Source organism: uncultured Bradyrhizobium sp., assembly GCF_936943645.1.
In the GTDB taxonomy this organism is placed as follows: domain Bacteria; phylum Pseudomonadota; class Alphaproteobacteria; order Rhizobiales; family Xanthobacteraceae; genus Bradyrhizobium.
The window spans coordinates 90,074-113,571 of sequence record NZ_CAKZJO010000088.1; the positions used below are offsets into that span (position 1 = coordinate 90,074).

General features: G+C 64.3%; 22 protein-coding genes. 11 read left to right on the plus strand and 11 right to left on the minus strand.

All coding sequences use genetic code 11. The features are described from left to right. Positions 1-45: 45 nt before the first annotated feature. Positions 46-2,835 (minus strand): [protein-PII] uridylyltransferase, encoded by a 2,790-nt coding sequence (locus Q0743_RS26865; RefSeq protein WP_298244497.1) that lies wholly within the window; start codon positions 2,833-2,835, stop codon positions 46-48. Positions 2,836-3,085: 250 nt separating this feature from the next. Here Q0743_RS26865 and Q0743_RS26870 point away from each other — a divergent pair, with 250 nt between their 5' ends. Next, positions 3,086-3,595 (plus strand): OsmC family protein, encoded by a 510-nt coding sequence (locus Q0743_RS26870; protein ID WP_142252088.1) that lies wholly within the window; start codon positions 3,086-3,088, stop codon positions 3,593-3,595. Between the two features lie 173 nt (positions 3,596-3,768). Here Q0743_RS26870 and Q0743_RS26875 read toward each other — a convergent pair whose 3' ends face one another. Both Q0743_RS26875 and Q0743_RS26880 read right to left on the minus strand, forming a co-directional pair. Beyond that, a complete protein-coding gene (locus tag Q0743_RS26875; protein ID WP_298244498.1) occupies positions 3,769-4,587 on the minus strand; it encodes a quinoprotein dehydrogenase-associated SoxYZ-like carrier in 819 nt (272 codons plus the stop codon). A 97-nt stretch (positions 4,588-4,684) separates the two neighbouring features. Then, the gene (locus tag Q0743_RS26880) at positions 4,685-5,611 is read right to left on the minus strand and encodes a quinoprotein relay system zinc metallohydrolase 2 (RefSeq protein ID WP_298244499.1); all 927 of its coding nucleotides are present in this window, start codon (positions 5,609-5,611) and stop codon (positions 4,685-4,687) included. 156 nt (positions 5,612-5,767) lie between these two features. On the opposite strand from Q0743_RS26880, the gene Q0743_RS26885 reads away from it, so the two are divergent. Together Q0743_RS26885 and Q0743_RS26890 are read left to right on the plus strand one after the other, a co-directional pair. Then, on the plus strand, positions 5,768-6,649 hold the full coding sequence (locus tag Q0743_RS26885; RefSeq protein ID WP_298244500.1) for a substrate-binding domain-containing protein: 882 nt from the start codon (positions 5,768-5,770) through the stop codon (positions 6,647-6,649). Next, on the plus strand, positions 6,646-7,203 hold the full coding sequence (locus tag Q0743_RS26890) for a PQQ-dependent catabolism-associated CXXCW motif protein (protein ID WP_298244501.1): 558 nt from the start codon (positions 6,646-6,648) through the stop codon (positions 7,201-7,203). Before Q0743_RS26885 ends, Q0743_RS26890 begins: the two co-directional genes overlap by 4 nt. A 118-nt stretch (positions 7,204-7,321) precedes the next feature. Here the strand turns inward: Q0743_RS26890 and Q0743_RS26895 are convergent, their stop codons facing one another. The 6 genes from Q0743_RS26895 to Q0743_RS26920 all read right to left on the minus strand — a co-directional run bounded on the left by Q0743_RS26895 (position 7,322) and on the right by Q0743_RS26920 (position 12,162). Further along, the gene (locus Q0743_RS26895; RefSeq protein ID WP_298244502.1) at positions 7,322-7,621 is read right to left on the minus strand and encodes a copper-binding protein; all 300 of its coding nucleotides are present in this window, start codon (positions 7,619-7,621) and stop codon (positions 7,322-7,324) included. A gap of 129 nt (positions 7,622-7,750) precedes the next feature. Next, the gene (locus tag Q0743_RS26900) at positions 7,751-8,359 is read right to left on the minus strand and encodes a hypothetical protein (RefSeq protein ID WP_298244503.1); all 609 of its coding nucleotides are present in this window, start codon (positions 8,357-8,359) and stop codon (positions 7,751-7,753) included. Then, positions 8,356-9,204, minus strand: coding sequence for an ABC transporter permease (locus Q0743_RS26905; protein ID WP_298244504.1), 849 nt, complete (start codon positions 9,202-9,204; stop codon positions 8,356-8,358). The genes Q0743_RS26900 and Q0743_RS26905 overlap by 4 nt, the downstream gene beginning before the upstream one ends. Next, positions 9,201-10,007 carry an ABC transporter ATP-binding protein gene (locus tag Q0743_RS26910; protein WP_298244505.1) on the minus strand — a complete coding sequence of 269 codons (807 nt, stop codon included), beginning with the start codon at positions 10,005-10,007 and terminating at the stop codon, positions 9,201-9,203. The genes Q0743_RS26905 and Q0743_RS26910 overlap by 4 nt, the downstream gene beginning before the upstream one ends. After that, positions 10,004-10,972 carry a YVTN family beta-propeller repeat protein gene (locus Q0743_RS26915; protein WP_298244531.1) on the minus strand — a complete coding sequence of 323 codons (969 nt, stop codon included), beginning with the start codon at positions 10,970-10,972 and terminating at the stop codon, positions 10,004-10,006. The genes Q0743_RS26910 and Q0743_RS26915 overlap by 4 nt, the downstream gene beginning before the upstream one ends. An 8-nt stretch (positions 10,973-10,980) precedes the next feature. After that, complete coding sequence (locus tag Q0743_RS26920; protein ID WP_298244506.1) at positions 10,981-12,162, minus strand: ABC transporter substrate-binding protein; 1,182 nt, start codon at positions 12,160-12,162, stop codon at positions 10,981-10,983. A 60-nt stretch (positions 12,163-12,222) separates the two neighbouring features. On the opposite strand from Q0743_RS26920, the gene Q0743_RS26925 reads away from it, so the two are divergent. After that, positions 12,223-12,795 carry a DUF3280 domain-containing protein gene (locus tag Q0743_RS26925; protein ID WP_298244507.1) on the plus strand — a complete coding sequence of 191 codons (573 nt, stop codon included), beginning with the start codon at positions 12,223-12,225 and terminating at the stop codon, positions 12,793-12,795. Between the two features lie 185 nt (positions 12,796-12,980). Here the strand turns inward: Q0743_RS26925 and fghA are convergent, their stop codons facing one another. Both fghA and Q0743_RS26935 read right to left on the minus strand, forming a co-directional pair. Next, a complete protein-coding gene (gene fghA / locus Q0743_RS26930; RefSeq protein ID WP_298244508.1) occupies positions 12,981-13,826 on the minus strand; it encodes an S-formylglutathione hydrolase in 846 nt (281 codons plus the stop codon). A 70-nt stretch (positions 13,827-13,896) separates the two neighbouring features. Further along, positions 13,897-14,517 carry a response regulator transcription factor gene (locus tag Q0743_RS26935; protein ID WP_298244509.1) on the minus strand — a complete coding sequence of 207 codons (621 nt, stop codon included), beginning with the start codon at positions 14,515-14,517 and terminating at the stop codon, positions 13,897-13,899. Positions 14,518-14,659: 142 nt separating this feature from the next. Here Q0743_RS26935 and Q0743_RS26940 point away from each other — a divergent pair, with 142 nt between their 5' ends. From Q0743_RS26940 to Q0743_RS26970, 7 genes are all read left to right on the plus strand, one after another. Continuing rightward, complete coding sequence (locus Q0743_RS26940) at positions 14,660-16,018, plus strand: histidine kinase (protein ID WP_298244510.1); 1,359 nt, start codon at positions 14,660-14,662, stop codon at positions 16,016-16,018. Between the two features lie 163 nt (positions 16,019-16,181). Further along, positions 16,182-18,653, plus strand: a complete 2,472-nt coding sequence (locus Q0743_RS26945) for a TonB-dependent receptor (protein WP_298244511.1) — start codon at positions 16,182-16,184, stop codon at positions 18,651-18,653. Positions 18,654-18,765: 112 nt separating this feature from the next. Beyond that, on the plus strand, positions 18,766-19,101 hold the full coding sequence (locus Q0743_RS26950) for a hypothetical protein (RefSeq protein WP_367184942.1): 336 nt from the start codon (positions 18,766-18,768) through the stop codon (positions 19,099-19,101). 118 nt (positions 19,102-19,219) lie between these two features. Next, positions 19,220-19,387 (plus strand): hypothetical protein, encoded by a 168-nt coding sequence (locus Q0743_RS26955; protein ID WP_298244513.1) that lies wholly within the window; start codon positions 19,220-19,222, stop codon positions 19,385-19,387. 60 nt (positions 19,388-19,447) lie between these two features. Beyond that, entirely contained in the window at positions 19,448-19,849 is a 402-nt protein-coding gene (locus Q0743_RS26960; protein ID WP_298244514.1) for a hypothetical protein, read from the plus strand. Positions 19,850-20,254: 405 nt separating this feature from the next. Beyond that, positions 20,255-21,826: a hypothetical protein gene (locus tag Q0743_RS26965; RefSeq protein ID WP_298244515.1), complete on the plus strand. Its 1,572-nt coding sequence runs from the start codon at positions 20,255-20,257 to the stop codon at positions 21,824-21,826. Between the two features lie 146 nt (positions 21,827-21,972). After that, complete coding sequence (locus Q0743_RS26970) at positions 21,973-23,436, plus strand: GH1 family beta-glucosidase (RefSeq protein WP_298244516.1); 1,464 nt, start codon at positions 21,973-21,975, stop codon at positions 23,434-23,436. The last annotated feature ends 62 nt before the right edge of the window (positions 23,437-23,498 follow it).

The following is a 23,498-nucleotide window of genomic DNA, read 5'->3' on the forward strand; positions in this document are numbered from 1 at the left end:
CGAATCTGTCCTCCAAATGCCCTTTTTGTGCGTCGCGCGAACGTTTCACGCCGCCGGCTGGACCGCCTTGTCGCCGGCCATCACATGGGTCAGCGCGCTCTTGATCGCGGCCTGACGGGTCGGCGCGTTGATCTGCGCGCCCAGGAGATCGGTGACGTAGAACACGTCGCGGGCACGCTCGCCGAAGGTCGCGACGTGGGCTGAGGCGATGTTGAGGTTGAGCTTCGAGATCGCGGTGGTCAGCTCGTAGAGCAGGCCGGGGCGGTCGAGGCCGGAGACCTCGATCACGGTGTAGCGGTCGGACCATTGGTTGTTGATGGTCACTTCCGGCTCGATCACGAAAGGCCGTGCCTTGCTGCGCACCGTGCGCCGCGCCACCACTTCGGGCAGGCGCAGCTTGCCTTCCAGCACGTCCTCGATCATCTCGCCGATGCGCGTGGCGCGCCGTCCCTCGTCTTCGTCGCGGTCGTATTCCCGGGAGATCGAGATCGTGTCGAGCGCGCGGCCGTCGGTCGTGGTGTAGATCTGGGCGTCGACGATGTTGGCGCCGGCCGAGGCGCAGGCGCCCGCGATGATCGAGAGCAGCCAGGGATGGTCGGCCGCGAAGATCGTCAGCTCGGTGACGCCGCGCACCTCGTCGAAGCCGACATTGATCGCGAGCTTGTGGCCGGCCTGCTCGCTGGAGCGCACGAAGCGCGCGTGGCGGATCTTGCGCGGCAGCTCGACCTTGAGCCAATAGGCCGGATAATGCCGGCCGATATAGGCATCGAGCTCCTCGGCCGGCCATTCCGCAAAGGCGTTGCGGAACTCGGCATAGGCGGCCGTGAGGCGCTTGCCGCGATCGACTTCCGAGAAGCCGCCGGTGAGCACCGGTTCTGTCTCATAGTACAGCGAGCGCAACAGCTGCGCCTTCCAGCCGTTCCACACGCCGGGACCGACGCCGCGGATATCGGCGGTGGTCAGGATCGTCAGCAGCTTCATCTGCTCGACCGACTGCACGACGGCGGCGAAATTCTCGATAGTCTTGCGGTCGGACAGGTCGCGCGACTGCGCCACTGTCGACATCGTCAGATGCTCCTCGATCAGCCAGGCGATGAGCTCGGTGTCGGCCGGGCTGAAGCCGAGCCGCGGGCAGAGCCGGCGCGCAACCTTGGCGCCGGCGATCGAGTGATCCTCCGGCCGCCCCTTGGCGATATCGTGCAGCAGTGTCGTGATGTAGATCACCGCGCGATGCTCGGGCCGGGTCTTGCGCATCAAATCGCTGGCCAGCGCGAATTCCTCGATGCCGCCGCGCTCGATGTCCTGCAGAAAGCCGACGCAGCGGATCAGGTGCTCGTCGACGGTGTAGTGATGATACATGTTGAACTGCATCATCGAGACGATCTTGCCGAAGGCGCGGATGAAATGGCCGAGCACGCCGGTCTCGTTCATCCGCCGCAGCACGATCTCGGCGTTGTCGGAGGTCAGGATTTCCATGAACAGCCGGTTGGCCTCGGGATTCTCGCGCATCTGCGCGTTGATGAGGCCGAGCGAGCGCGTCACGTCGCGCATCGCATCCGGATGGAAGGCGAGGTTGTTCTTCTGCGCGAGGCGGAAGATGCGGATCAGATTGACCGGATCGTGCTTGAAGACGTCGGGCGCGGCGACGTTGATGCGGTTGTTGTCGACGATGAAGTCGTCGCTGTCGGGGACGCGCCGCTTCGCAGCGGTCGGGCGCAGCCGCGCCATCATCCGGCTCAGCACCGGGGCAGGCTTGGCCTGCTGGTCCTCGAGCTTGGCGCACAGGATGGCGGTGAGGTTTCCGACCTCCTTGGCGACCAGGAAGTAGTGCTTCATGAAGCGCTCGACGTCCTGCATGCCGGGATGCGAGGTGTAGCCGAGCCGCACCGCGATCTCGCGCTGGAGGTCGAAGGAGAGGCGCTCTTCGGCGCGGCCGGAATAGAAATGCAGATTGCAGCGCACCGACCAGAGGAAATCGGCGCAGCGGCGGAAGCTGCGATATTCCTGCGCGTCGAACACGCCGCGCTCGACCAGCTCGCCGGTGTCGCGCACGCGATAGACGTATTTGGCGATCCAGAACAGCGTGTGCAGGTCGCGCAGCGCGCCCTTGCCGTCCTTGACGTTGGGCTCGACCAGATAGCGCGACTGACCGCCGCGGCGATGCCGCTCCTCGCGCTCGGCGAGCTTGGCGGTGACGAATTCCGAGGCGGTGCCCTGCACCACCTCCTTGTCGAAGCGTGCGACCAGCTCGTCATAGAGCGGCCTGTCGCCGGTCAGGAAGCGCGTCTCCAGGATCGCGGTGCGGATGGTCATGTCGCCGCGCGCCTGCCGGATCGATTCGTCCACCGATCGCGTGGCGTGGCCGACCTTCAGCCCCATGTCCCAGAGGCAATAGAGGATGGCCTCGGCCACCTGTTCGCCCCAGGCGGTCTGCTTGTAGGGCAGGATGAAGAGCAGATCGATGTCGGATTCGGGAGCCATCAGGCCGCGGCCATAGCCGCCGGTCGCCACCACCGCCATGCGCTCGGCGCCGCTCGGGATCGGCGAGCGGTAGAGATGGCGGGTCGCCGCCGAATAGAGAATGCGGATGATCTCGTCCTGGACATGGCACAGCCGCTCGGCGCAGCGGCGGCCGTGGCGGTCCTTCAAGAGGATCTCCTGCGCCGCGGCGCGCGCCGCGATCAGCTCGGCCTTGAGCAATTGCGCCATGGCCGTGCGGAACGTGTCCTCGCGTCCCTGGTGCTTCTCGGCAAGCGCATCGACTGCGGCGGTGATCCGCGCCGTGTCGAAACGATCGTCCACCTCAGACTTGTGCTCAGTTGTGACGCTGTCCATGTCTCACCGGATATAAGAGGTGACAGGCGCTGTCACGAGACATTCGCGAGAGGGTCGCAGATGATGCCGATCGCACGGATGGCACTGGCTCGGGACCGGGCTTGACGACCGTGTGTAACGTAATGAAATCACTGGATTTTCGGGATTTCACTCGGGACCGTCATGGCAGCTTCCATTGATCATGGGCTGACACGAAACGGATCGCCTTCTATACCGATCATCAGACGCGATTTCCCCGGGAGAGAACAAGATGGACGCCGCCCAACTGCGCCAGATGCAGGCTCCGATCAAGGAGCGCTACAAGACCGATCCCAAGACCGCACTGATCACCCTGAAGGCCAAGGGCTCCACCGATAGCGAAGGCATCGCCTGCAAGGTCGAGACGGGCCGCGCCATTGCGATGGCGGGCCTGCATCCGGCGACGGGCGGCTCCGGCCTCGAGCTCTGTTCGGGCGATATGCTCCTGGAAGCCTTGGTCGCCTGCGCCGGTGTCACGCTGAAATCTGTCGCGACCGCGATCGAGGTGCCGCTCAAGACCGGGAACGTCTATGCCGAGGGCGATCTCGATTTCCGTGGCACGCTCGGCATCGACAAGGAGACGCCAGTCGGCTTTGCCGAGATCCGTCTGCGCTTCGAGGTCGACACCGACGCGCCGCAAGACAAGCTCGATCTGCTGCTGAAACTCACCGAGCGTTATTGCGTGGTCTACCAGACCATCAAGAACGGCCCGAAGGTCTCGGTGTCGATGCAGCGGATGTGACTCACTTACCCTCCCCCGGAGGGGGAGGGTCGATCGCGCGTAGCGCGAGCGGGGTGGGGTGATCTCTCCACTCGGGCACTGTTGGCTGTGGAGAGACCGTCACCCCACCCCGTCTCACATTTCGCGGCGCTCCATGTGAGCCGACCCTCCCCCTCCAGGAGAGGGTGTTCTGCCTAAGTCCCCGGCTTCTCCACGTCCCACTCATTGCGGAACACGTGTCCTTCCGTATCCCTGGCTTCCGCACGGAAACGCCTGGCGCCGTTGGACACGTAGGTGAAGCGCAGATTGGGATCTTCCGAGATCGAGATGCCGCCTTCCATCGACAGCACGGGGCTGTCGTCCTGAGTGAGCTTCAGCTGGTTGACGAAGAAGGCGGGAATGTAGAGCTGCGTGACCTGGTCCATCTGCAGGCCGGAATTGTTGGGATGGCCGATCATGATCTGCGCTTCGCGGATGCGGCTCGCCGGCGCTTCCTCGCGCGCGAACTGCCGGTAGCGCATCTGGCCGAGGCGGTTGTTGGCCTCCTCGGCGTTCTTGCCCGCCGGCGCCGAGCAGCCGCCCGAGGCCTTCACGTAGACTTTCGAGACATAGAGCTGACCATCGCTGAGCTCGGCCACCGCATGAACGTCGGTGTAATTGTTGACGCGGACGCGCGTCGAGATCTCGGTGACGTTGGCGTCGGGACCGAGCTCGAACTTCGCCGCCATCGGTGCCGGGTTGCGGTCGATCACGAGCGTGATCGAGCGGATCCGGCGGCTGTCTGCGGGTGACAGCTTGCTGCGCAGGGTCACCGGCACGATCGCCGCATCCTCTGCGCGATATGGCATCTCGATGCCGATGACGGCGCCGCCGTCATTCATCGGACGATTATTGAAGATGTCCTGCTTAAGGCCCGGCCAGGGATCGTAAGCCTCTTCAGCCTGCGCGGGCACGGCGAAAGCGATGCCGAGCAGTGCGGCGATCAAGGGCAGTCGGCGTGTCCATCCCGTCATGGTCATGGCTCCCTGAGTCAGCGGAGCTGATCTCCGAGTCAGCGAAGCTGATCTCCGAGTCGGCGTAGCTGATCTCGTGCAGATGATAGCGTGCCCGCTACTCCCATTCAATTTCCGAGAATGCTGCAGTTGCGTTCCGGGCATTGTAATCGCCGAACAGTTCCCAGCGTGGCCGTTCTTCTGCGGCTGCCTTGTCGGCAGCGGCCCGGATCGGCTCGCCCTTCTTGTTCAGCGCGCGCACGTCGGACAGCAGCGTTGACAGGTAACGCCGTTCGTCGGCCAGCGCGGCCGGCCAGTCGCTCACGGGACCGTGACCGGGCACGACGCGTTGCGCCGGGATGGTCTGCAATTCCTTCAACGTGTCGAGCCAGCCGCGAATGCTGCCGTCCATGACCGGAATGTGGCGGAGAAAAACCAGGTCGCCCGCGAACAGGGTTTTGGTCGTCTCGTCGAACGCGGTGAGATCGTTGTCGCTATGCCCGGTTCGCCACGCCCGCAGGACGAGGCGACGGGACCCGAGATCAAGCGTCATCGTGTCCGAAACCAGCAGGGTCGGAGGTATGATCTTCACCGGATCGATCAACGCGCTGCCCATGATGCGGCGGAAATTGTCGAGATAATAGGGGCCGCGCGTCGCGAGCGCCTGCGGCAGCCTGCTGTGGCCGACGAAGGTGGTGTCCGTTGCGGCAAAGGCCGCATTGCCGAAGACATGGTCGGGGTGGCCGTGGGTGTTGACGACATAGCGGATCGGCTTCGTGGTGTGGGCTCGCACGGCCGCCAGCAGGGCCTCGCCCTCGCGCAGGCTGCCGCCGGTGTCGATGATGGCCACGGCCTCATCGCCGACGATGAAGCCGACATTGGCAATGTCGCCCTCATTCTCGCGGGTCATCAGCGCAATGGTCCCGGAGTGCACGAAGATACCCGGTGCGACTTCGCTCACAGGCAATTCGGCTGCGCCGGCCCGTGCTAGCGTTGCGGTCCCCAGCAGGGACAAAGCTGCGATCACTCGAGCGATGCGAGACACTTTTCCGCCTCAGTTCAAAGGATTGCCTGCATTGCACTGCAACAAAGCGAAGCCAGCCAAAGTCAGGCAAGACAAGGCCTGCAATACCAGACATGCAAGACATGGCGCGTCATGCGTTGCATGGATAGCATTCAAACAAAACGAGGAGGAAGCGCGATGACGGAGGCCGGGCGACATCGTCGCTGGTTGATTTCTATGTGGGTCTTGGTTGCGTCCTGCGCGCTTGGCGATGTCGCCATGGCGCAGACCAAGGACAGCGGCGACCTCTCGTTCGAGCTGGTCGATCCGAACGTGCTGCGCGTCTGCGCCGATCCGCGCAATCTGCCGTTCTCGAACGAGAAGGGCGAGGGCTTCGAGAACAAGCTCGCCGAGTTCTTTGCCGACAAGCTCAAGAAGAAGCTCGATTACGTCTTCTTCCCGCAAGCCACCGGCTTCGTGCGCATGACGCTCGGTGCGCATCGCTGCGACGTCATCATGGGTTTCCCGCAAGGCGACGATCTCGTGCAGGGCACCAATCCCTATTACCGCACGAGCTATGCGTTGGTGGCGAAAGCCGGCAGCGGGCTTGAGGAAGTCGACACGCTCGAAGATTCGAAGCTGAAGGGCAAGCATGTCGGCATCGTCGCCGGCACCCCGCCGGCGACGAACATGGCGTTGGCCGGCCTGATGGGCAACGCAAAGCCCTATCCGCTCATGATCGACACCCGCTACGACAATTCGGCGCAGGCCATGATCGACGATCTCACAGCCGGCAAGATCGACGCCGGCGTGCTGTGGGGTCCGATGGCCGGGTTCTATGCCAAGAAAGCCGGCTCGCTGCACGTCACGCCGCTGGTGAAGGAAACCTCAGGGCCGAAGCTGGTCTATCGCATCGGCATGGGCGTGCGTCCCGCCGACCAGAACTGGAAGCGGCAGCTCAACAAGCTGATTCAGGAGAACCAGGGCGAGATCAACAAGATCCTGCTCGACTTCGGCGTCCCGCTGCTCGACGAGAGCGATAAGCCGCTCGGCGCGGAGACGGCCAAGAAGTCGCCATGAGACGGCGCCTTGCCGCTGCGCTCGTCGCTGCCGCCTTCGCGGTGCCGGCATTCGCGCAGCAGCAGGAGCCGTTCGAGCCCGAGGGGTATCGCACCGACAATTACCGCGCGCCGGTGCCGGCGACGCTCGCCGGCGCGCGCGTGCTGTCGACGGCGGAAGCCGAAGCGATCTGGCGCGCGAAGAGCGGCGCCTTCGTCGATGTGCTGCCGCGCCCGCCGAAGCCGAAGAACCTGCCCGCAGGCACGGTGTGGCGCGATGCGCCGCGCAGGAACATCCCGGGCAGTATCTGGCTGCCGGATACCGGTTACGCCACTCTGCCGCCGGCCATGGAGGATTATTTCCAGCGCGGGCTCGCCCGTGTCTCGGGCGGCGACAAGGCCGCGCTGCTGGTGATCTATTGCCTCGCCGATTGCTGGATGTCCTGGAACGCCGCCAAGCGCGCGCTCGCCTATGGCTATTCCAACATCGCCTGGTACCCCGACGGCACCGACGGCTGGGAGCGCGCCAAGCTGCCCACCGCGGAATCCCAGCCGGAGGTGAGGCCGGAGCAGTGAACAAAGGTCGTCATGCCCGGGGCTCGTCCCGGGCATCCACGTTCTTCGTGCCGTGCGGTTAGGCGTGGATGGCCGAGACAAGCCCGGCCATGACGGCGGTGCAAGCGGAGGGCAGAAACTACCGCTTCTGCAGTTTCGTCAGCGTGCCGGTGCCGTTCGTCTCGGTCGCAGAATAGTTCACCCTGTCGCCGGCATGCACGGCATCCAGCATCGCGGCGTCCTTGGTCTTGTATTCCTGGAGGGCGCCGGCGCTGCCCGAACTGGCGCCGACAGTGCCTTTCTGTATCTGCTGGATCGAGATGGTGCCGTTGAGCCGGTCGATCCGCATGACCATGCCAGTCAGGTCGTCAGCAAGAGCGCTGGTCGCGAGCATGCCGAGGGCTGCAGCGCCCGCAAAGATGAATCTGGTGGTTCCCATCGAGGCCTCCCGACGTCTTGGAGTTCACTTCGACAAGCCATAGTAGATCGATTTGGTTCCAGCAGATAGCGGGGCAAAGGTTAACCGGGCCGATCCGGGAACCTGCGGGGAGCCATCGGCGGGCGGACGCTATTCCATCTCCTGCTGTATCACGCGGCCGAGCGCGAACAGGCGCTGGTCGATCGTGGTGGGAACCTCGCAGACGAACCGCACCACCTTGTTGCGGTCCTCGAAAATGCGGGTCTTCCAGATCAGCTCGTTGCCAAGCGCCTCGACCTTGGCCTCGTCGCGGGGCGTCGCGCCCTGAAGCGCCTGGAGCTGAATGGTCTCCTCGCGAATCTTGTCGGCGGCTTCGCGCTGCTTGCGGCTGACGCGTTCGAGCCCGTTCATGACCTGCGAACGCTGGGCGTTGAGCGTGTCGAACAGACCGGCGAACAGCAGCTTTGCGTTGGTGGTCTTGTCGGTGGAGGAGGCGGCCAGGAAGTCTTTCACCGACTTTTCGGCCTCGTCCATCGACGTCTTGCGCGCCGACAATTTTGCGACCAGCGCGGTGACTTTGGTGTCGTCCTTCCATTTGGTCTCGGCGTCGTCGAGCGCGGGACCAGCCCACACTGCGGCGAGCGAGATCTCCGGCACCTTGGCTTGCGTGCAGGGCCAGTTGGGATAGCGCGGATCGGCCGCGCGGGCGGCCGTGCCCGACAGCGCGAGCACGAGTACAGCCATCGCCAGAACCTTCATCCTTCGCCTCCTGCCGGCCCCCGTCGCGCCAGCCCACGCGAGGGATCATAGGCCCAAATCGCGCCGATCATGAAGACGATTGTGCAGCTTGCTACCACCGCCAGCGAGATCCAGTTGATTTGCCCGTACAATGCAAAGCGGATCAGCTCGACCGCGTGGGTGAACGGATTGGCCTCGCAGAGATAATACAGATAAGGGCTGCCCTCCTGTACCCGCCAGAGCGGATAGAGCGCGGAGGAGGCGAAGAACATCGGGAAGATGACGAAATTCATCACGCCGGCGAAGTTTTCCAGCTGCTTGATGCCGGAGGAGATCAACATGCCGAGCGAGCCCAGCATCAGCCCGGAGAGGATCAAGGCCGGCAGCACGGTGAGATAGCCCTGGGACGGCGGGGTGATGTCCCAGAACCAGGCGATCAGGAGGAATGCATAGACCTGGAGCAGCGATACCGCGGTGCCCGCCAGCAGCTTGCAGAACAGCAGGAAGCCGCGCGGCAGCGGGCTCACCAGCAGCGTGCGCATGTTGCCCATCTCGCGGTCGTAGACCATCGAGAGCGAGGATTGCATGCCGTTGAACAGCTGGATCATCGCCATCAGCCCGGGCGCGATATAGACCTCGTAGAGAATGTAGGTCTCGTAAGGTGGGATGATGGAGATGCCGAGCACCTGGCGGAAGCCGGCGGCGAAGATGAACAGCCAGACCAGCGGCCGCACCAGCGCCGAGACGAACCGCTCGCGCTGATGCAGGAAGCGCAATCCCTCGCGCCAGACGATGCCGGCGAGGCAGGTCATGTATTCGGCAAACGAGAAGCCGCGCGGGGTGTCGCGCGTGGTGATGCTGCTCATGCGCCGCCTCCCGGCATGGTTTGCGCGCCGGTCAGGCGCATGAAGGCGGTGTTGACGTCCTGCGCGCCGGCCTCGGTGACGACGCGGCTCATCGGTCCCTGCGCCAGCACCTTGCCCTGATGCAGCACCACGAGGTCGTCGCTGGGCATGATCTCGTCGAACAGATGCGTGGCCCAGAGCACGCCGATGCCTTGCTCGGTCACGAGCTGGCGGACCTGGCTGATGATGTCGGCGCGCGCCTTGACGTCGAGGCCGACGGTCGGCTCGTCGAGCAACAGCAGACGCGGCCGGTGCAGCAGCGCGCGGGCGATCTCCAGCCGCCGCATCTGCCCGCCGGAGAGATCGCGCACCTTGCTGCCGGCGCGGTCGGAAAGCCCGATACGGTTGAGCAGCTCGGCGCTGCGCGTAGCGGCCTCACGGCGGCTGATGCCGTGCAGAGCGGCGTGATACAGCAGGTTCTGCGTCAGCGACAAATCGAGATCGAGCGTGCGCGGCTGGAACACGACACCGAGCAGCCGCAGCGCCTCGCCGGGGCTTTTGCTGATGTCATGGCCGAAGATCGAGACACCGCCGGACTGGATTCCGAACAGGCGCGTGATGAGCGAGAACAGCGTGCTCTTGCCGGCGCCGTTGAGACCGAGCAGGGCCGTGAAGCTTGCCGGCTGCACGTTGAAGGAGACGTCGATCAACGCCCGGCGCGGCCCGTAGGCATGACTGACGCCGTCGATCGACAGCGCCGGCACCGCGGCCGGATCGAGTCTCGGCACCTCGCGCGGGTCGGAGATCGGAGCAGGACTGGTCATGGCGCGATCGCGATGCCCCAGGGCAATTCGCCCACCTGAATGGTCTTGATCACCTTCTGTGCGGCGACGTCGATGACCGAGACGTCGTTCGAGACCCCGTTGGTGGTGAGCAGATATTTTTCATCGGGCGTGAACGCCATGTGCCACACCCGCTGCCCGACCAGCAGATATTTCGTCACCTTGCGCGAGGCGACATCGACCACGGCAATGCGGTTGGCCGGCCCGAGCGCGACGAAGGCGGTCTTGTCGTCCTTGGTCATGCCGATGCCGACTGGCTGGATCGCCTCTTTCCGCAGGCCCGGAATCTCGAACGTGACCTTGCCGATGACTTCGTGCTTTTTGGGATCGACGATCGAGACGGTGCCGCCGATCTCCGAGGAGACCCACACTTCCGACGAATCGTGCTTGAACTCGGCGAAGCGCGGCCGGGCGTCGACCAGCACGTTGGCGACGATCTGGCGCGACGACGTGTCGATGAAATGCGCCATGTTGGTCGTTTCCGACGTGTTGATCAGGGTCTTGCCGTCGGGGCTGATGGTCATGCCCTCGGGCTCGACGCCGACCTGGATGTCGCCGAGCCGGGCCCGCTTCTCCAGGTCGATCACGGTGACCGTATTGTCGTTCTCGTTGGCGACATAGAGAATTTTTCCCGCCGCATCCTGGGCGAACAGCTCGGGGTCGGGGCCCGAGGGCAGGCTGTCCACCACGGCTTGCGTCTTGGCGTCGATCATCTGGATGGTGTCGTCATCGCCGACCGCGACCATCACGAACTTGCCGTCGCGCGTGAAGTCGATGCCGCGCGGGCGCTGGCCGACCTTGATCGTCTTGGTCACGGTCCAGGTCTCGGTGTCGATCACCGAGACCGTGTTGCTCTTCTCGTTCGAGACATAGGCGATGAAGGCATGCGCGGGCGCCGCCGCCAGCGCCAGTCCGGAGAGAAGGCCAATACGCCACATGCGCGACATCTGAATCCTCACTTCAGCTTGCATTTGCTCTCCGGACGATCATAGCCGAGCGTGTCGAGCTCGGAGACCTGATGCAGAAACCCTTCCTGTGGCGACACCGACACCACCATGCGGCCGTCGACCAGGAGGATCGGCTGGCGGAGCTGGAGGTTCCAGTCGCGCAGGGTCAGTCGCGTGCCCTTGAAAGCGGCGATCGAAAAGTCCGGGCCCTTGATGTAGTCCGTCACCTTCTTGACGTCGCCGGAATTGGTGCGCGAGGTGGCTTCGCCGATCATGCGCGCGGCGGTCCATGCCTGCATGTCGAGCGCGGTCATGCGCCGTGAATTGAGTTTCATGAAGCGGTTCTGCATCTGGATCGCGCCCCATTGGTCCTGCGCCGGGTCCCAGCTGCGCGGCACCAGTCCGGCCGAGCCCGCGACGGGCCGGGGATCCCAGGTGCGATAGGGCAGGTAGGCGCCGAACACCTCGCTCTCGTCGGCGGCGACCAGCACGTCGTAAGCCGGCGCGCCTTGCGTGAACACCGGCATCTGACGCTGGATCAGCGTCACGCCGCTATCGGTACGGCGCGCGCCGCCCTTGTCCTCGAAAGTCTTCTCCTGCACGATCTTGGCGCCGAACCGCGCGGCGGTGCGCCGGAGCGCATCCGCAAACAGCTTGTCCTCGTCATGCGAGCCGACCACGAGCAGCCAGCGCGACCATTTCTTCCAGACCAGATATTGCCCGAGCGCATCGGCCAGCATCGCCCGCGCCGGTGCGGTGTGGATGACGTTGGCGCGGCAGTCGGCCTCGCGCAGCCGTTCGTCGATCGCCCCCGCATTGAACAGCAGCGTGCCGCGCTCGCGCAGGGCGTCCGAGACTTTCAGCAGCGCATCGGCGGGCAGGTCAGCGATGATGAAGCCGTTCTTGTCGGCAAGAGCCGTCGCGGCCTGGACCGGGTCCTCGCCCTCCTTGATGCGGCGCTCCTCCAGCGTGAAACGCTGGCCCAGGAATTTTCCGGTGGTGTTGTTGTCCTCGATGGCGAGGCGGGCGCCGGCGACGCCGTCATTCTCGGCCGGTTGCTCGACCAGCGACAGCGTCGATCGGGGCCCGGCGACACCGAGATAGCCGATGCCGATCAGGACAGGCTCCGCCGCAAGCGCGCTCGTCGCGGCAAGACCAAAGCCGATCAGACCGGCCAACCATCGGATCATGTTTCCTCCGAACGATCCCCCCGGCTTGACCGCAGGTGGAGAATTGTCTCTGCTTCAAGCATGACCAATTTGTCAGGGCATGCAACCCCGCATTTCGTCCCCGCGCGCGCGAGAGGCGGAATCACGATCATGCGAGCATTGATGGTGATTGCCGCTTTGCTGTTGACGCCGTCGGTCGCGCGCGCCGATCCGCCGAAGCTCGCCGTGTTCGATTTCGAGCTGATCGATACCAGCCTGCCGGGCGAGTTCTACGGCTCCCGGCCTGAAGAGGCGCGGCTTCTGCTCATCAGCGAGCAGTTGCGTAAGGAACTGATGCAGTCCGGCAAGTTCCAGGTGCTCGACATCGCGCCGGTCAGGGACGCGGCCCGTCACGCTAATTTGCAGGCCTGCGGGGGGTGCGATCTCAAGCTCGCCGAGCAGCTCGGCGCCGAGCTGGAGATCACCGGCATGGTGCAGAAGGTCTCGAACCTGATCATCAACCTCAACATCTATCTGCGCGACGTGAAGACCGGCGCGATGATCACGGCCGCCAGCGCCGACATGCGCGGCAACACCGATGAAGCCTGGACGCGCACGATGAGCTATCTGATCCGCAACCGCCTGCTGGCGCCGAATTACGGCAAGCGGGAGTAGGGCTCTCTACCCTCCCCTGGAGGCGGAGGGTCGATCGCGCGAAGCGCGAGCGGGGTGGGGTGACAGTCTCTCCATTGAGACGCTGCCCGTGTGGAGAGATCACCCCACCCCGCCACGCATTTCGCTTCGCTCGATGCGTAGCGACCCTCCCCCTGCGGGCCCTCCAGGGGAGGGTAAGCAAGCAATCACCCCTTCAGCTTCTCCGCATGCCAGTGCAGGTGGTCGCCCATGAAGGTGGAGATGAAGTAGTAACTGTGGTCGTAGCCCGCCTGACGCCGGAGCGTCAGCGGGATGCCTGCCTTGCTGCAGGCGGCTTCGAGCAGTTCGGGCTTCAACTGCTCCTTGAGGAAATTGTCGGCCTCACCGACGTCGACCAGGAAGCTGGAAAACTTCGCGCCGTCCTCGATCAGTGCCACCGTGTCGTGGCCGCGCCAGGCGTCCTTGTTCGGTCCGAGATAGCCGGTCAGCGCCTTGGTGCCCCAGGGCACCAGCGAAGGCGCCACGATCGGCGCGAACGCGCTCGCCGCGCGAAAGCGGTGCGGGTTGCGCAGCGCCACCGTCAGCGCGCCATGGCCGCCCATCGAATGGCCCATGATCGACTGTCGTTTGGCGTCGACGGGAAAATTTCCCGCCACGAGCTTGGGCAGTTCGTCGGTGACATAGCTCCACATGCGATAATTGCGTGCAAACGGCTCCTGCGTGGCATCGACATAGAAGCCGGCCCCGAGGCCGAAATCATAGGCATTGTTGGCATCGCCCGGCACGTCGGGCCCGCGCGGCGAGGTGTCGGGCGCGACGAAGATCAGCCCGAGCTCGGCGCAGGCCTTTCGGAATTCGCCCTTCTCGGTGACGTTGGCATGGGTGCAGGTGAGGCCGGAGAGATACCAGACCACGGGCAGCTTGGCGCCGTCGGCATGCGGGGGAACATAGACCGAGAACACCATGTCGGTTCCGGTCGCCTGGCTGGCATGGCGATAGACGCCCTGCACGCCGCCATAGGATTTATTGGTCGAAACAGTCTGTATCGTCATGCCTTGGAGCTCCCTGGCATCTCACCACATCAAGATTGCAACGCTTATGTGACCGAAATTTGCGGCGTCGTCAGGCGACACCGCTGTCGATCGCCAGCCGCACCAGCTCGACCGAGGTCTTCACCCCGAGCTTCTGGCGCATGATGGACGAGGTGTTGGCGACCGTCTTGTACGACGATTGCACCAGCCAGGCGATCTCTGACAGGCTCTTTCCGGCGCTGAGCAGCCGCAGGATCTCCATCTCCCGCGCGTTCAGCTTGGACAGCGGGCTTTGCGCCAGCGTCGGTCCCGCGAAGGCGATGCTGCGCGCGATCGCGCTTGGCAAGTATGTGCCGCCGCCGCCGACGGCGCGGATCGCCTCGACGAGGTCGTCGGGGTCGCCGGTCTTCGAGACGTAGCCCTTGGCGCCGCACTCGATCGCCCGCGCGGCGAAGGCGGGGTCGTCGTTCATGCTGAACATGATGATGCGGGCCTCGGGCGCACGCTCGAGGATACGGCGTGCGAGCTCGAAGCCGGAGACGGTCGGCAGATTGATGTCGATGATGCAGAGGTCCGGACGCTCGACGATGAAGATGCACTCGCCATCCTCGGCGTCGGCGGCCTCCAAAATCTCGATCTCGCCCTCGTCGGCCAGCACGGCACGGCAGCCGGAGGCGACAATGGGATGATCGTCGACGATCAGAATGCGCATAGGCGTTTCCTTGTGACAGCGCCGACCTGTTTCGCGCCCGGCCGGGATTGCTGTACGCTTCCGATTAGATATCCGCCGCTTCGCCCCTGTCAACGCCATCGGACAGTGGCCGGCAAAGCTTCGCGAGGCACGAGCGACACCCATGTGGCAAAATCTATCCTTGCGCGGGCGCATCAACCTGCTGCTGGCGCTGCTGCTGGCGCTGGGGCTCGCCGTCAATATCGGCCGCCAGGTCGCGGAGGCGGGGCCCCGCGTGCAGGCCGAGGACCAGAGCGTGATCCGCCTCGCGCGCGAATTCATCGAGATGATCGTGGCCGATCTCAGCGAGGCCCCCGATCCGGATGCCAAATTGAACCAGATCGCGCGCGACCTCAGCCGTCTGCGCCATGTCAGCATCACGCTCCGGGATACCGGCGGCAATCCTCAGACGCCGCCCCGGCTCGACACCGAGGCTGACACGCACGGGCCGCCAGCCTGGTTCGTCAGCCTTGTTCATCCCGAGCAGACCGCGGTGAGCGTTCCGGTGTCGATCCACGGCAAGCCCGGCTCGCTCCTGATCACTTCGCATCCGGACGACGAGATCGCCGAGATCTGGGACGGCATCGTGACCCAGCTCGAGGTCGGCTCGATGATCGCGCTGGCGCTGTTTTTCCTGATGATGAATGTGGTTGGCCGGGCGCTGGCCCCGCTGCAATCTCTGGCGGAGGCCATGGGGAGGCTCGAGGGCGGGCATTACGACGCCCGCGTCGCACCGGGCGGCGCACCCGAGCTCGCCGTGATCTGCACCAAGCTCAACCATCTTGCAGCGACCCTGGGCGAGGCCGTCGAGGACAAGCGGAAGCTTGCCGAACGTGCGGTGTCGCTCCAGGACATCGAGCGCAAGGAGATTGCGCGCGAGCTTCATGACGAATTCGGGCCATATCTGTTCTCGCTGCGCGCGCACGCCGCCGCATTGGCGAAGCAGGCGGACGGACGCGTTCCGAGCGCCGAGGCCGTGCGCAAACATGGCAACGCCATGCTGGAGCAGATCAACGCGCTGCAGCAGTTCAACCGCCGCGTGCTGGAGCGTCTGCGCCCCGTCGGCCTCGCCGAGCTCGGCCTGCGTCAGGCGCTGGAATCGCTGTCGCGGCTGTGGCGGGAATCCCATCCAGACGTTGCGATCGAGACCGTGATCTCGCCGTCGCTTGGGGTCACCGGCGAGACCGCCGATCTGACGATCTACCGCATCGTGCAGGAGGCGCTCACCAATGTGTTCCGCCACGCCGGCGCGACCTCCGTCAATGTCGTGATCGAGCCGGCGGAGCAGATGGCTCATGACGGCCGCTTCTGCGCCCGCGTGCGGGTCAGCGACAATGGCCGCGGCATGGAGCCGGATCAGAAGCTCGGCTTCGGCCTTGTCGGCATGCGTGAGCGAATTCTGGCGCTGGGCGGCACGCTCAACGTCGTCTCCGGAGCCGGCGGCTTGACCGTCGAAGCGCTGGTTCCGATGGCCGCGGCCTGATCGCACCCGAAATGATCGGGAAAAATTCCTGATTTGATCGGGAAAACGGGAGCGGATATTGCCCGACCTTTTGTGGCTGGCGCACCGATCGCGGCCGAATACACTCGCCTCAACCAATCGGCGAAGATCAAAACAGCCGGTGGTCACGGATGGGAAGGCGGGGATGGGCAGGGTTCTTTCGTTCAGGCGTGGTCTGTTGATGGCCTCGGTGTCATCAGGCCTGGTGTCAGGCGTGGTCTTCGTGAGTCCTGCCGGGGCCGCGCAAGACGAGGAGACCAACGTCCAGAATCTGCCGCCCGTCGAAGTGGCAGCGCCGCAGTCGGTGGCGAGGCGTACCGCGCCGACGCGGCCGGTCGCGCGTATCGGGGCCGCGTCGTCCGCCGCACCGAAGACACGGCTTTATGTCTACCCGACTGCGCCCGGCACCGGACGGGGTCTCGATGTCGACAAGGTCGCCTCGTCGATCAACGCCGTCGATGCCAATCAGATCAAGCGCACCGGCTCGCTGAACGTCACCGACGCCCTGCGCGACAACATCGCCGGCGTCAACATCACCGAAGTCACCGGCAATCCGTTCCAGCCGGATGTCGAATTCCGCGGCTTCGTGGCTTCGCCCGTGACGGGCACGCCGCAGGGCCTTGCGGTGTATCAGAACGGCGTCCGCATCAACGAAGCCTTCTCGGACGCGGTCAACTGGGACCTGATCCCGACCGCCGCGATCAGATCGGTGACGCTGGTGACTAACAATCCCGCCTTCGGCCTCAACGCGCTCGGCGGCGCCATCAACCTGCAAATGAAGGACGGCTTCACCTATCAGGGCGCCGAGATCGACGTGATGGGCGGCTCGTTCGGCCGCGTCCAGGGCTCGGCGCAATGGGGCAAGCAGGTCGACAAGAATTTTGGCGTCTACGCCGCGCTCGAAGGCCTGCGCGACAACGGTTTCCGCAACTTCTCGCAATCGACCGTGCGGCGCTTCTATGGCGATGTCGGCTACAAGGCCGGCGATAGCGAATTCCACGCCAATATGGGTGTCGCCAAGAACGATTTCGGCGCCAGCGCCACGGTCCCGGCCGAGCTGCTCGACAAATATTGGGGCGCGACCTACACCACACCGCAGACCACGTCGAACCGCGTCGGCTATCTGAACCTGACCGGCAAGGCCGATGCGACGCCGACCTGGACGCTCGAAGGCACCGCCCATGTGCGCAGGTACGAGCAGAAGCTCGTCGACGGCAATCCGACCGACGCGCAGGAGTGTGCCATCGATCCGGCGCTGCTGTGTTTCGGCGACGACGCCACGCCCGCCAACGGCGCGGGTGGCGTGCAGCTCGCCAATCCCTTTGCGCCGGGCACCATCCTCGGCGAGATCGACCGCAGCACGATCCGTTCGACCACCTTCGGCGTGTCGGGCCAGGCCACCAACACCGACCAGCTGTTCGGGCATGAAAACCGCTTCGTGGTGGGCTCGAGCTACGACGCCAGCGTCACGCGCTACAATGCGACCGCCGAGATCGGCTCGATGGGAGAAAACTACGTCGTCAGCGGCAGCGGTGTCTTTCTCGGCGCGACGCCCGTGGCCGATCCCGTTGCAGGCCCCGTCTCGCTGCGGACCGTCAACCAGTATAACGGCCTCTATGCGATGGACACGTTCAACGTCACGGATGCGTTCGCCGTCACCGGCGGCGGCCGCTTCAACGTGGCGCGTATCACGCTGGAGGATCAGCTCGGGACCGATCTCAATGGCGATCACACCTTCACGCGCTTCAATCCGGTGATCGGCGGCACCTACAAGATCACGCCGGGGTTGACCGCCTATGCCGGCTATTCCGAGGCCAACCGGGTGCCGACGCCGCTCGAGCTAGGCTGCTCCGATCCCGCCAGGCCCTGCCTGATCGCGGCGTTTCTGGTCTCCGACCCGCCGCTCAAACAAGTGGTGTCGAAGACCATGGAGGCGGGCTTCCGCGGCACCAAGGAGTTGAACATCGGCACGCTCGGCTGGAAGATCGGCGGCTTCCGCGCCACTAATTACGACGACATCGTCGCGGTGCCCGTGGTCGGCCGGACCGGCTTCGGCTATTTCTCCAATGTCGGGCGGACGCGCCGGCAGGGCCTCGAAGCCGAGGTCAACATCAAGTCGCCGACACTCCAGTTCCAGGCGAGCTACGCCTTTGTCGATGCGCGCTACCTTGACCCGCTCGAGCTCGGCTCGGAAAGCCCCTTTGCCGACCCGGCGACCGACACAATTCACGTTTCTCCCGGCAACCAGCTCCCCGCAATCCCCCGCCATCGTGTCAAGGTCGGTATCGACTATGCCGTGACCGACGTCTGGAAGGTTGGCGGCAACGCGCTGTTCGTCTCCAGCCAGTACCTGGTCGGCGACGAGTCGAACCAATACGCGAAGCTGCCGTCCTACACCGTCTTCAACCTCCATACCTCCTATCAGGTGGCGAAGAACATCCAGCTCTATGGCCGCGTCGACAACATCTTCGACAAGCGCTACGCAACCTATGGCCAGTTCTTCGACCGCGAGGCCTTGCCCAACTTCACCAATGGCGGCAACGACTTCACCGATCCGCGCTCGCTGAGCCCGGCAAGGCCCCGTGCGTTCTATGCGGGGATGCGGGTGACGTTCTAGCTGTCGAGGCGCAGCTCCTGATGCCGGGGCGGAGGGTTCCGCAACACCCCGGCGGATCGCTTGCGTAGAATATCCCGCTTCCGGCATCATGCCGCCGGAGGCTCGCTTTGCCGTGTCGTTGAAAAATCCGGATGCCGTCGCCGCAATCGTTGCCGCGCTCCGACATGTTTATGGCGACGAGGTCGCGCGCCTCATGCTCATCGAGGGCATGAGCCTCGCCAACCTGATCGATGCGATGTCTTCCGGCCCCCTGGCGCACCGCGATGCCATCAGGGCCATCACCGACGGGCTCGACGACTTCGTCATTTCGCCCGATCTCGGCCTGATGTGGCACCTCAAATACGTCTACGGAGACGAGCCTGGCTCCCTGCACGTCATCGACATGGAGATCGCCACGCCGAATGGCACGCTGGCAAGCAAGGATATCTGGCTGCGCCTGTCCGCCTAGAGGGGAGGCGGGTGACGCTCCTCGAAAGTTTACCAACCAGCAACCATCGCAAATGATCTGAAAAGTTTAACGAAACTGCCCGCCGCTCTCTGCGTCAGTTTGTCGGAGGGTTCATCTGATGACAGAGCGCCAATTGAGAGAGCAGGAATGCCAGCTCGCGCGTTATCGGCATTTGGAGCGGGAAGTGACGGATCCGCTCGCCGCAGGTTTGCTTCACAGCATCGTCGAGGAACTTGAAGCCGAACTGCGCAAGGATAGTCCGCATTGGCACGGGCTGCGCGATTAACGCTTTGTTAGCGCTAATCGTGCGGATGATCGCGCGGGAATGCCAGGGGAGACTGCTCCCATGTTGAAGGACGGGACATATGCGGCGTGGTACCAGACGCCGCTCGATCAGGGGACCGGCATCGTCCACGTCGCAGACGGACAGATCTGGGGCCGTGACAGCCTGATGACCTATCACGGCTCGTGTCAGGTCGATGGCGATCGCTTCACCGCCACGGTGTCGACGAAGCGCCATACCGACGGACGCGCAACGGTGTTCGGCGTGGAAGACGAGCTCACCCTGGACATCGAGGGCAACTGCCCCGGCAAGATCGCGACCTACACCGCGACGGCACAACAAGTGCCGGGAATGATTCTCCAGGGAACGCTCATTCTCGCCGAGCAGCAATCGCCGGCACGCGTCGAGCCGCGTCCGCCGTTCACCCCCGGCAAGCTGCCGAAGTTGCCGAAGCGCTCGCGCTGACCGGGGGAATGGCGCCAGGCGCAGGATCGTCTTGAACTGACGTCCAGCCGGCGACGAACCCCGCCCGCGACCCGTGAGCTCCCCCGCTCCGCTGCCGCCTCGCGCTCACCGCCTTGCTCGCGTTGAGCCCGGCAAGACCATGGTCGGTCTCATGCGCAGATGCAGGGACCAGGCAGGTTTCGAGCGCCGACATGCATTCTAGCGCTTGCGGCGAACCCTCGCACGGAAGTGCCTTGTGTTCGCCCCTGGAACTCCGAGTTCGAATTGCCATCAGCCCCGATGCTCTTCTTCGGGTAGATCTCGCTCGGCTGCACAACCGATTAACGCCGCGTTAGAGGACTCTATTGAAAATAGTCCTGAAGGATAACAACAACCCTGCCGGGTTCAATTACCCGGAGCATTTGCGTGAATGTACCGGTTCCCCTGACCGCAGAAGACTTCGTCGCGCGCGGCGCTCGCTCGGATCGATCGGTCGCGACCGTCGTGTTCGCCCTGCTCGCCGTCGCCTCGCTTCTCCCGACGCTGCTTGCTCCCATTCCGGCGATGGGGGATTACGTCAATCATCTCGCCCGCATGTATCTTCTGAGCGAGATGGGCGCCGCCGATGCCAATCCATATTACCAGGCGGCGTGGGCTCTCTATCCCAACCTGGCGATGGATCTGGTGGTCCCACGGATGGCGCGGCTGTTCGGTGCTGAGACCGCCACCCGGCTGTTTCTTCTCGTCAGCCAGATCCTCGTCGTCGGCGGCGCGCTTGCACTCGAATGGGTCGTGAAGCGGCGCGTTCATCTCGCCGGCTTTGCGGCGCTCATGTTGCTCTACTGCCTTCCATTCTCCTGGGGGTTCATCAATTTCGAATGCGGCCTCGGCATCGCCCTTTGCGGCATCGCCGCCTATCTGGCCGTTGGCGGTCAACGCGCGCCCGTGCGTTTCGTTGTCAACGCAGCTTTCGTCGTGCTGCTGCTTGCGGCGCATCTCTTCGCCTTGGGGGTCTATGGCGCGACGCTCGGATTCCATGAGCTGTGGCGCGCCTTCGACCGAAAATGTCCTGCGCGAGACGTCGCACTTCGGTTCGTGACGCTCGCAACACCGGCCGTTGCGTCGTTGGTCATCATGCGGTTGAGCGCCGGAACCGTCGGGAGCGAGGGTACCTTTTGGAGCCTTGACCACAAGCTGCTCTGGCCGTTCTTCATCATGAATGGCTACAGCATGGCCGTCTCGGGGGCGAGTGCGATCGCGCTTATGGCAGCATTATACGTCGCCGCCAGATGCAGCATGCTGACGCTGGCGCCTGCCGGGCTCTGGATCGCAACGGGCTTCGTGCTGCTCTATCTTGCGATTCCGCCGCGGCTGTTCGACACGGCGTTTGCGGATATACGGGTTCTGCCTGCAGTCGCCTTGATCCTTCCAGCCTTCTGCTCGCTGTCGCTGCCAAGTCGACGATGGACGATGGCCGCGCTTGCCATTGTCGGTGGCATCACGCTCGCAAATCTCGGCCTGGTACTCAATGTCTGGCTCTCTTACCGTCCGGAATATTCGGCCGTCATCGAGTCCTTTCAGCATATCGATCGTGGTTCGAAGATCTTGATCGGGACCAGCGCAGAGAGTGAGGATCCACCGTTCCAGGATCTTACCCAGTTCCCGGTGTACTACGCGCCGACGCTCGCCGTGCACTACGCGAAAGCCTTTGTGTCGAACCTGTTCACCGAGACCGGCAAGCAGCCGATTCAGGTGCGCCGCGAAGTTCGCCGCCTCGGCGTCCCCAATGGGGGGCCCGTACCGATACGCCTGCTCCGTGCCGTCGCCGCAGGAAGAACGGCCGAGCCCGAAGACATCGCCGCCGTCCGCACCTGGTATCGGGATTACGACTATCTCTATCTGGTCGGCCCTGCCATCGCGAACCCGCTGCCAGGCCTGCTGCAGGAATTGGACAGGTCCGGGCGCTTCGTTCTCTACAAGATCCGCCGCGCGCCCTAGGGAAGGGCCGAAGCGATCACTCAGAGGCGAGGGCAATTTGCCACGTCCGGCAATTCTGCACGCTCAGCCCTCGGCCCGCCCGCTTCTCAAACCGCCCTGAACTCGCCATTGTGCGCCCGCAAGAGGTCGGAAGTGGAGCTGCATCAATGTCGGACAAGGTTTCGCGTCGCCGATTTGCGAAACTCGCGGGGCTGTCTGCTGCCGGTCTGGCAAGTCCGCGGGATGTCGCAGAGGCCAGGCCGGCCGCGTCGTCGCGCTATACGAACGGCTTTCCGGCCGGCTTTCTCTGGGGCACGGCGACCTCGTCCTATCAGGTCGAGGGTGCGGTCAACGAGGACGGGCGAGGGGCCTCGATCTGGGACAAGTTCGTGCGCATCCCCGGCAAGATCGAGGACGGCACCACCGGTGACCGCGCCAACGAGCATTATCACCGCTACAAGGACGACATCGCGCTCATCAAGGCGCTCGGCTGCAAGGCCTATCGTTTCTCGGTGGCCTGGCCGCGGGTGTTTCCAGACGGCGACGGCAAGCCCAACCCGAAAGGGCTCGACTTCTACAACCGTCTGATCGACGAGCTCCTGAAGCATGGCATCGAGCCGTGGCTGACGCTCTATCATTGGGACCTGCCGCAATCGCTTCAGGATCGCTTCGGCGGCTGGCGCTCGACCGAGACCTGCAAGATCTTCGGCGACTATGCCGCCTATGTCGCCGAGCATCTGACCGATCGCGTCAGGAACGTGTTCACGCTGAACGAGAGCGGTCGCTTCGTCTATTTCGGCTACGGCATCGGCATCGACGCGCCCGGGCTGACGCTGCCGCAGGCCGAGGTCAACCAGATCAGGCACAACAGCGCGTTGGCGCATGGGCTCGCGGTGCAGGCGGTGCGGGCCCATGGCAGGCGCGGCACCAGAGTGGGCCCGGCCGAAAACGTCGATGCCTGCCTGCCGGCAATCGACACGCCGGAGAACGTGCGGGCCGCCGAGATCGCGCTGCGCGAGATGAATGCAGGCTATCTCAACGTCATCATGACGGGCCATTACACCGACGCCTTCCTGAAATACGCGGGGCCCAACGCGCCGAAATTCATCGAGGCGGAGCTCAAGATCATCTCCTCGCCGGTCGACTTCCTCGGCCTCAATATCTACGCGCCGCAGAACTACGTGGTGGCGTCCGATCAGGGCGCGGGCTTCATGCCGCTGCCGATCCCGAAATCGTTCCCGCACATGAATTCGGACTGGCTGCGCGTCGGGCCCGAGACGCTCTATTGGGTGCCGAAGCTGGCAGCCAAGATCTGGAAGACGGATGCGATCTACATCAGCGAGAACGGTGCATCCGGCGACGACGTCGTGACGCCGGACGGCAAGATCTACGACACCGACCGCATCATGTATCTGCGTAACTACCTCGCCCAGCTTCAGCGCGCCACCGCCGAGGGCGTGCCGGTGCGCGGCTATTTCCTCTGGAGCCTGATGGACAATTTCGAGTGGGTGTATGGCTTGAACAAGCGTTTCGGGCTGTACCACGTCAATTTCGACACGCAGGTGCGCACGCCGAAGCTCAGTGCGAGCTTCTACCGTAACGTGATCGCGAGGAACGCGGCGGGGGCGTGACTGAGGTCTCGGTGCCTTCGCCTCTCCCCGCGTGCGGAGAGAAGCCGGAATGTGCCACATCA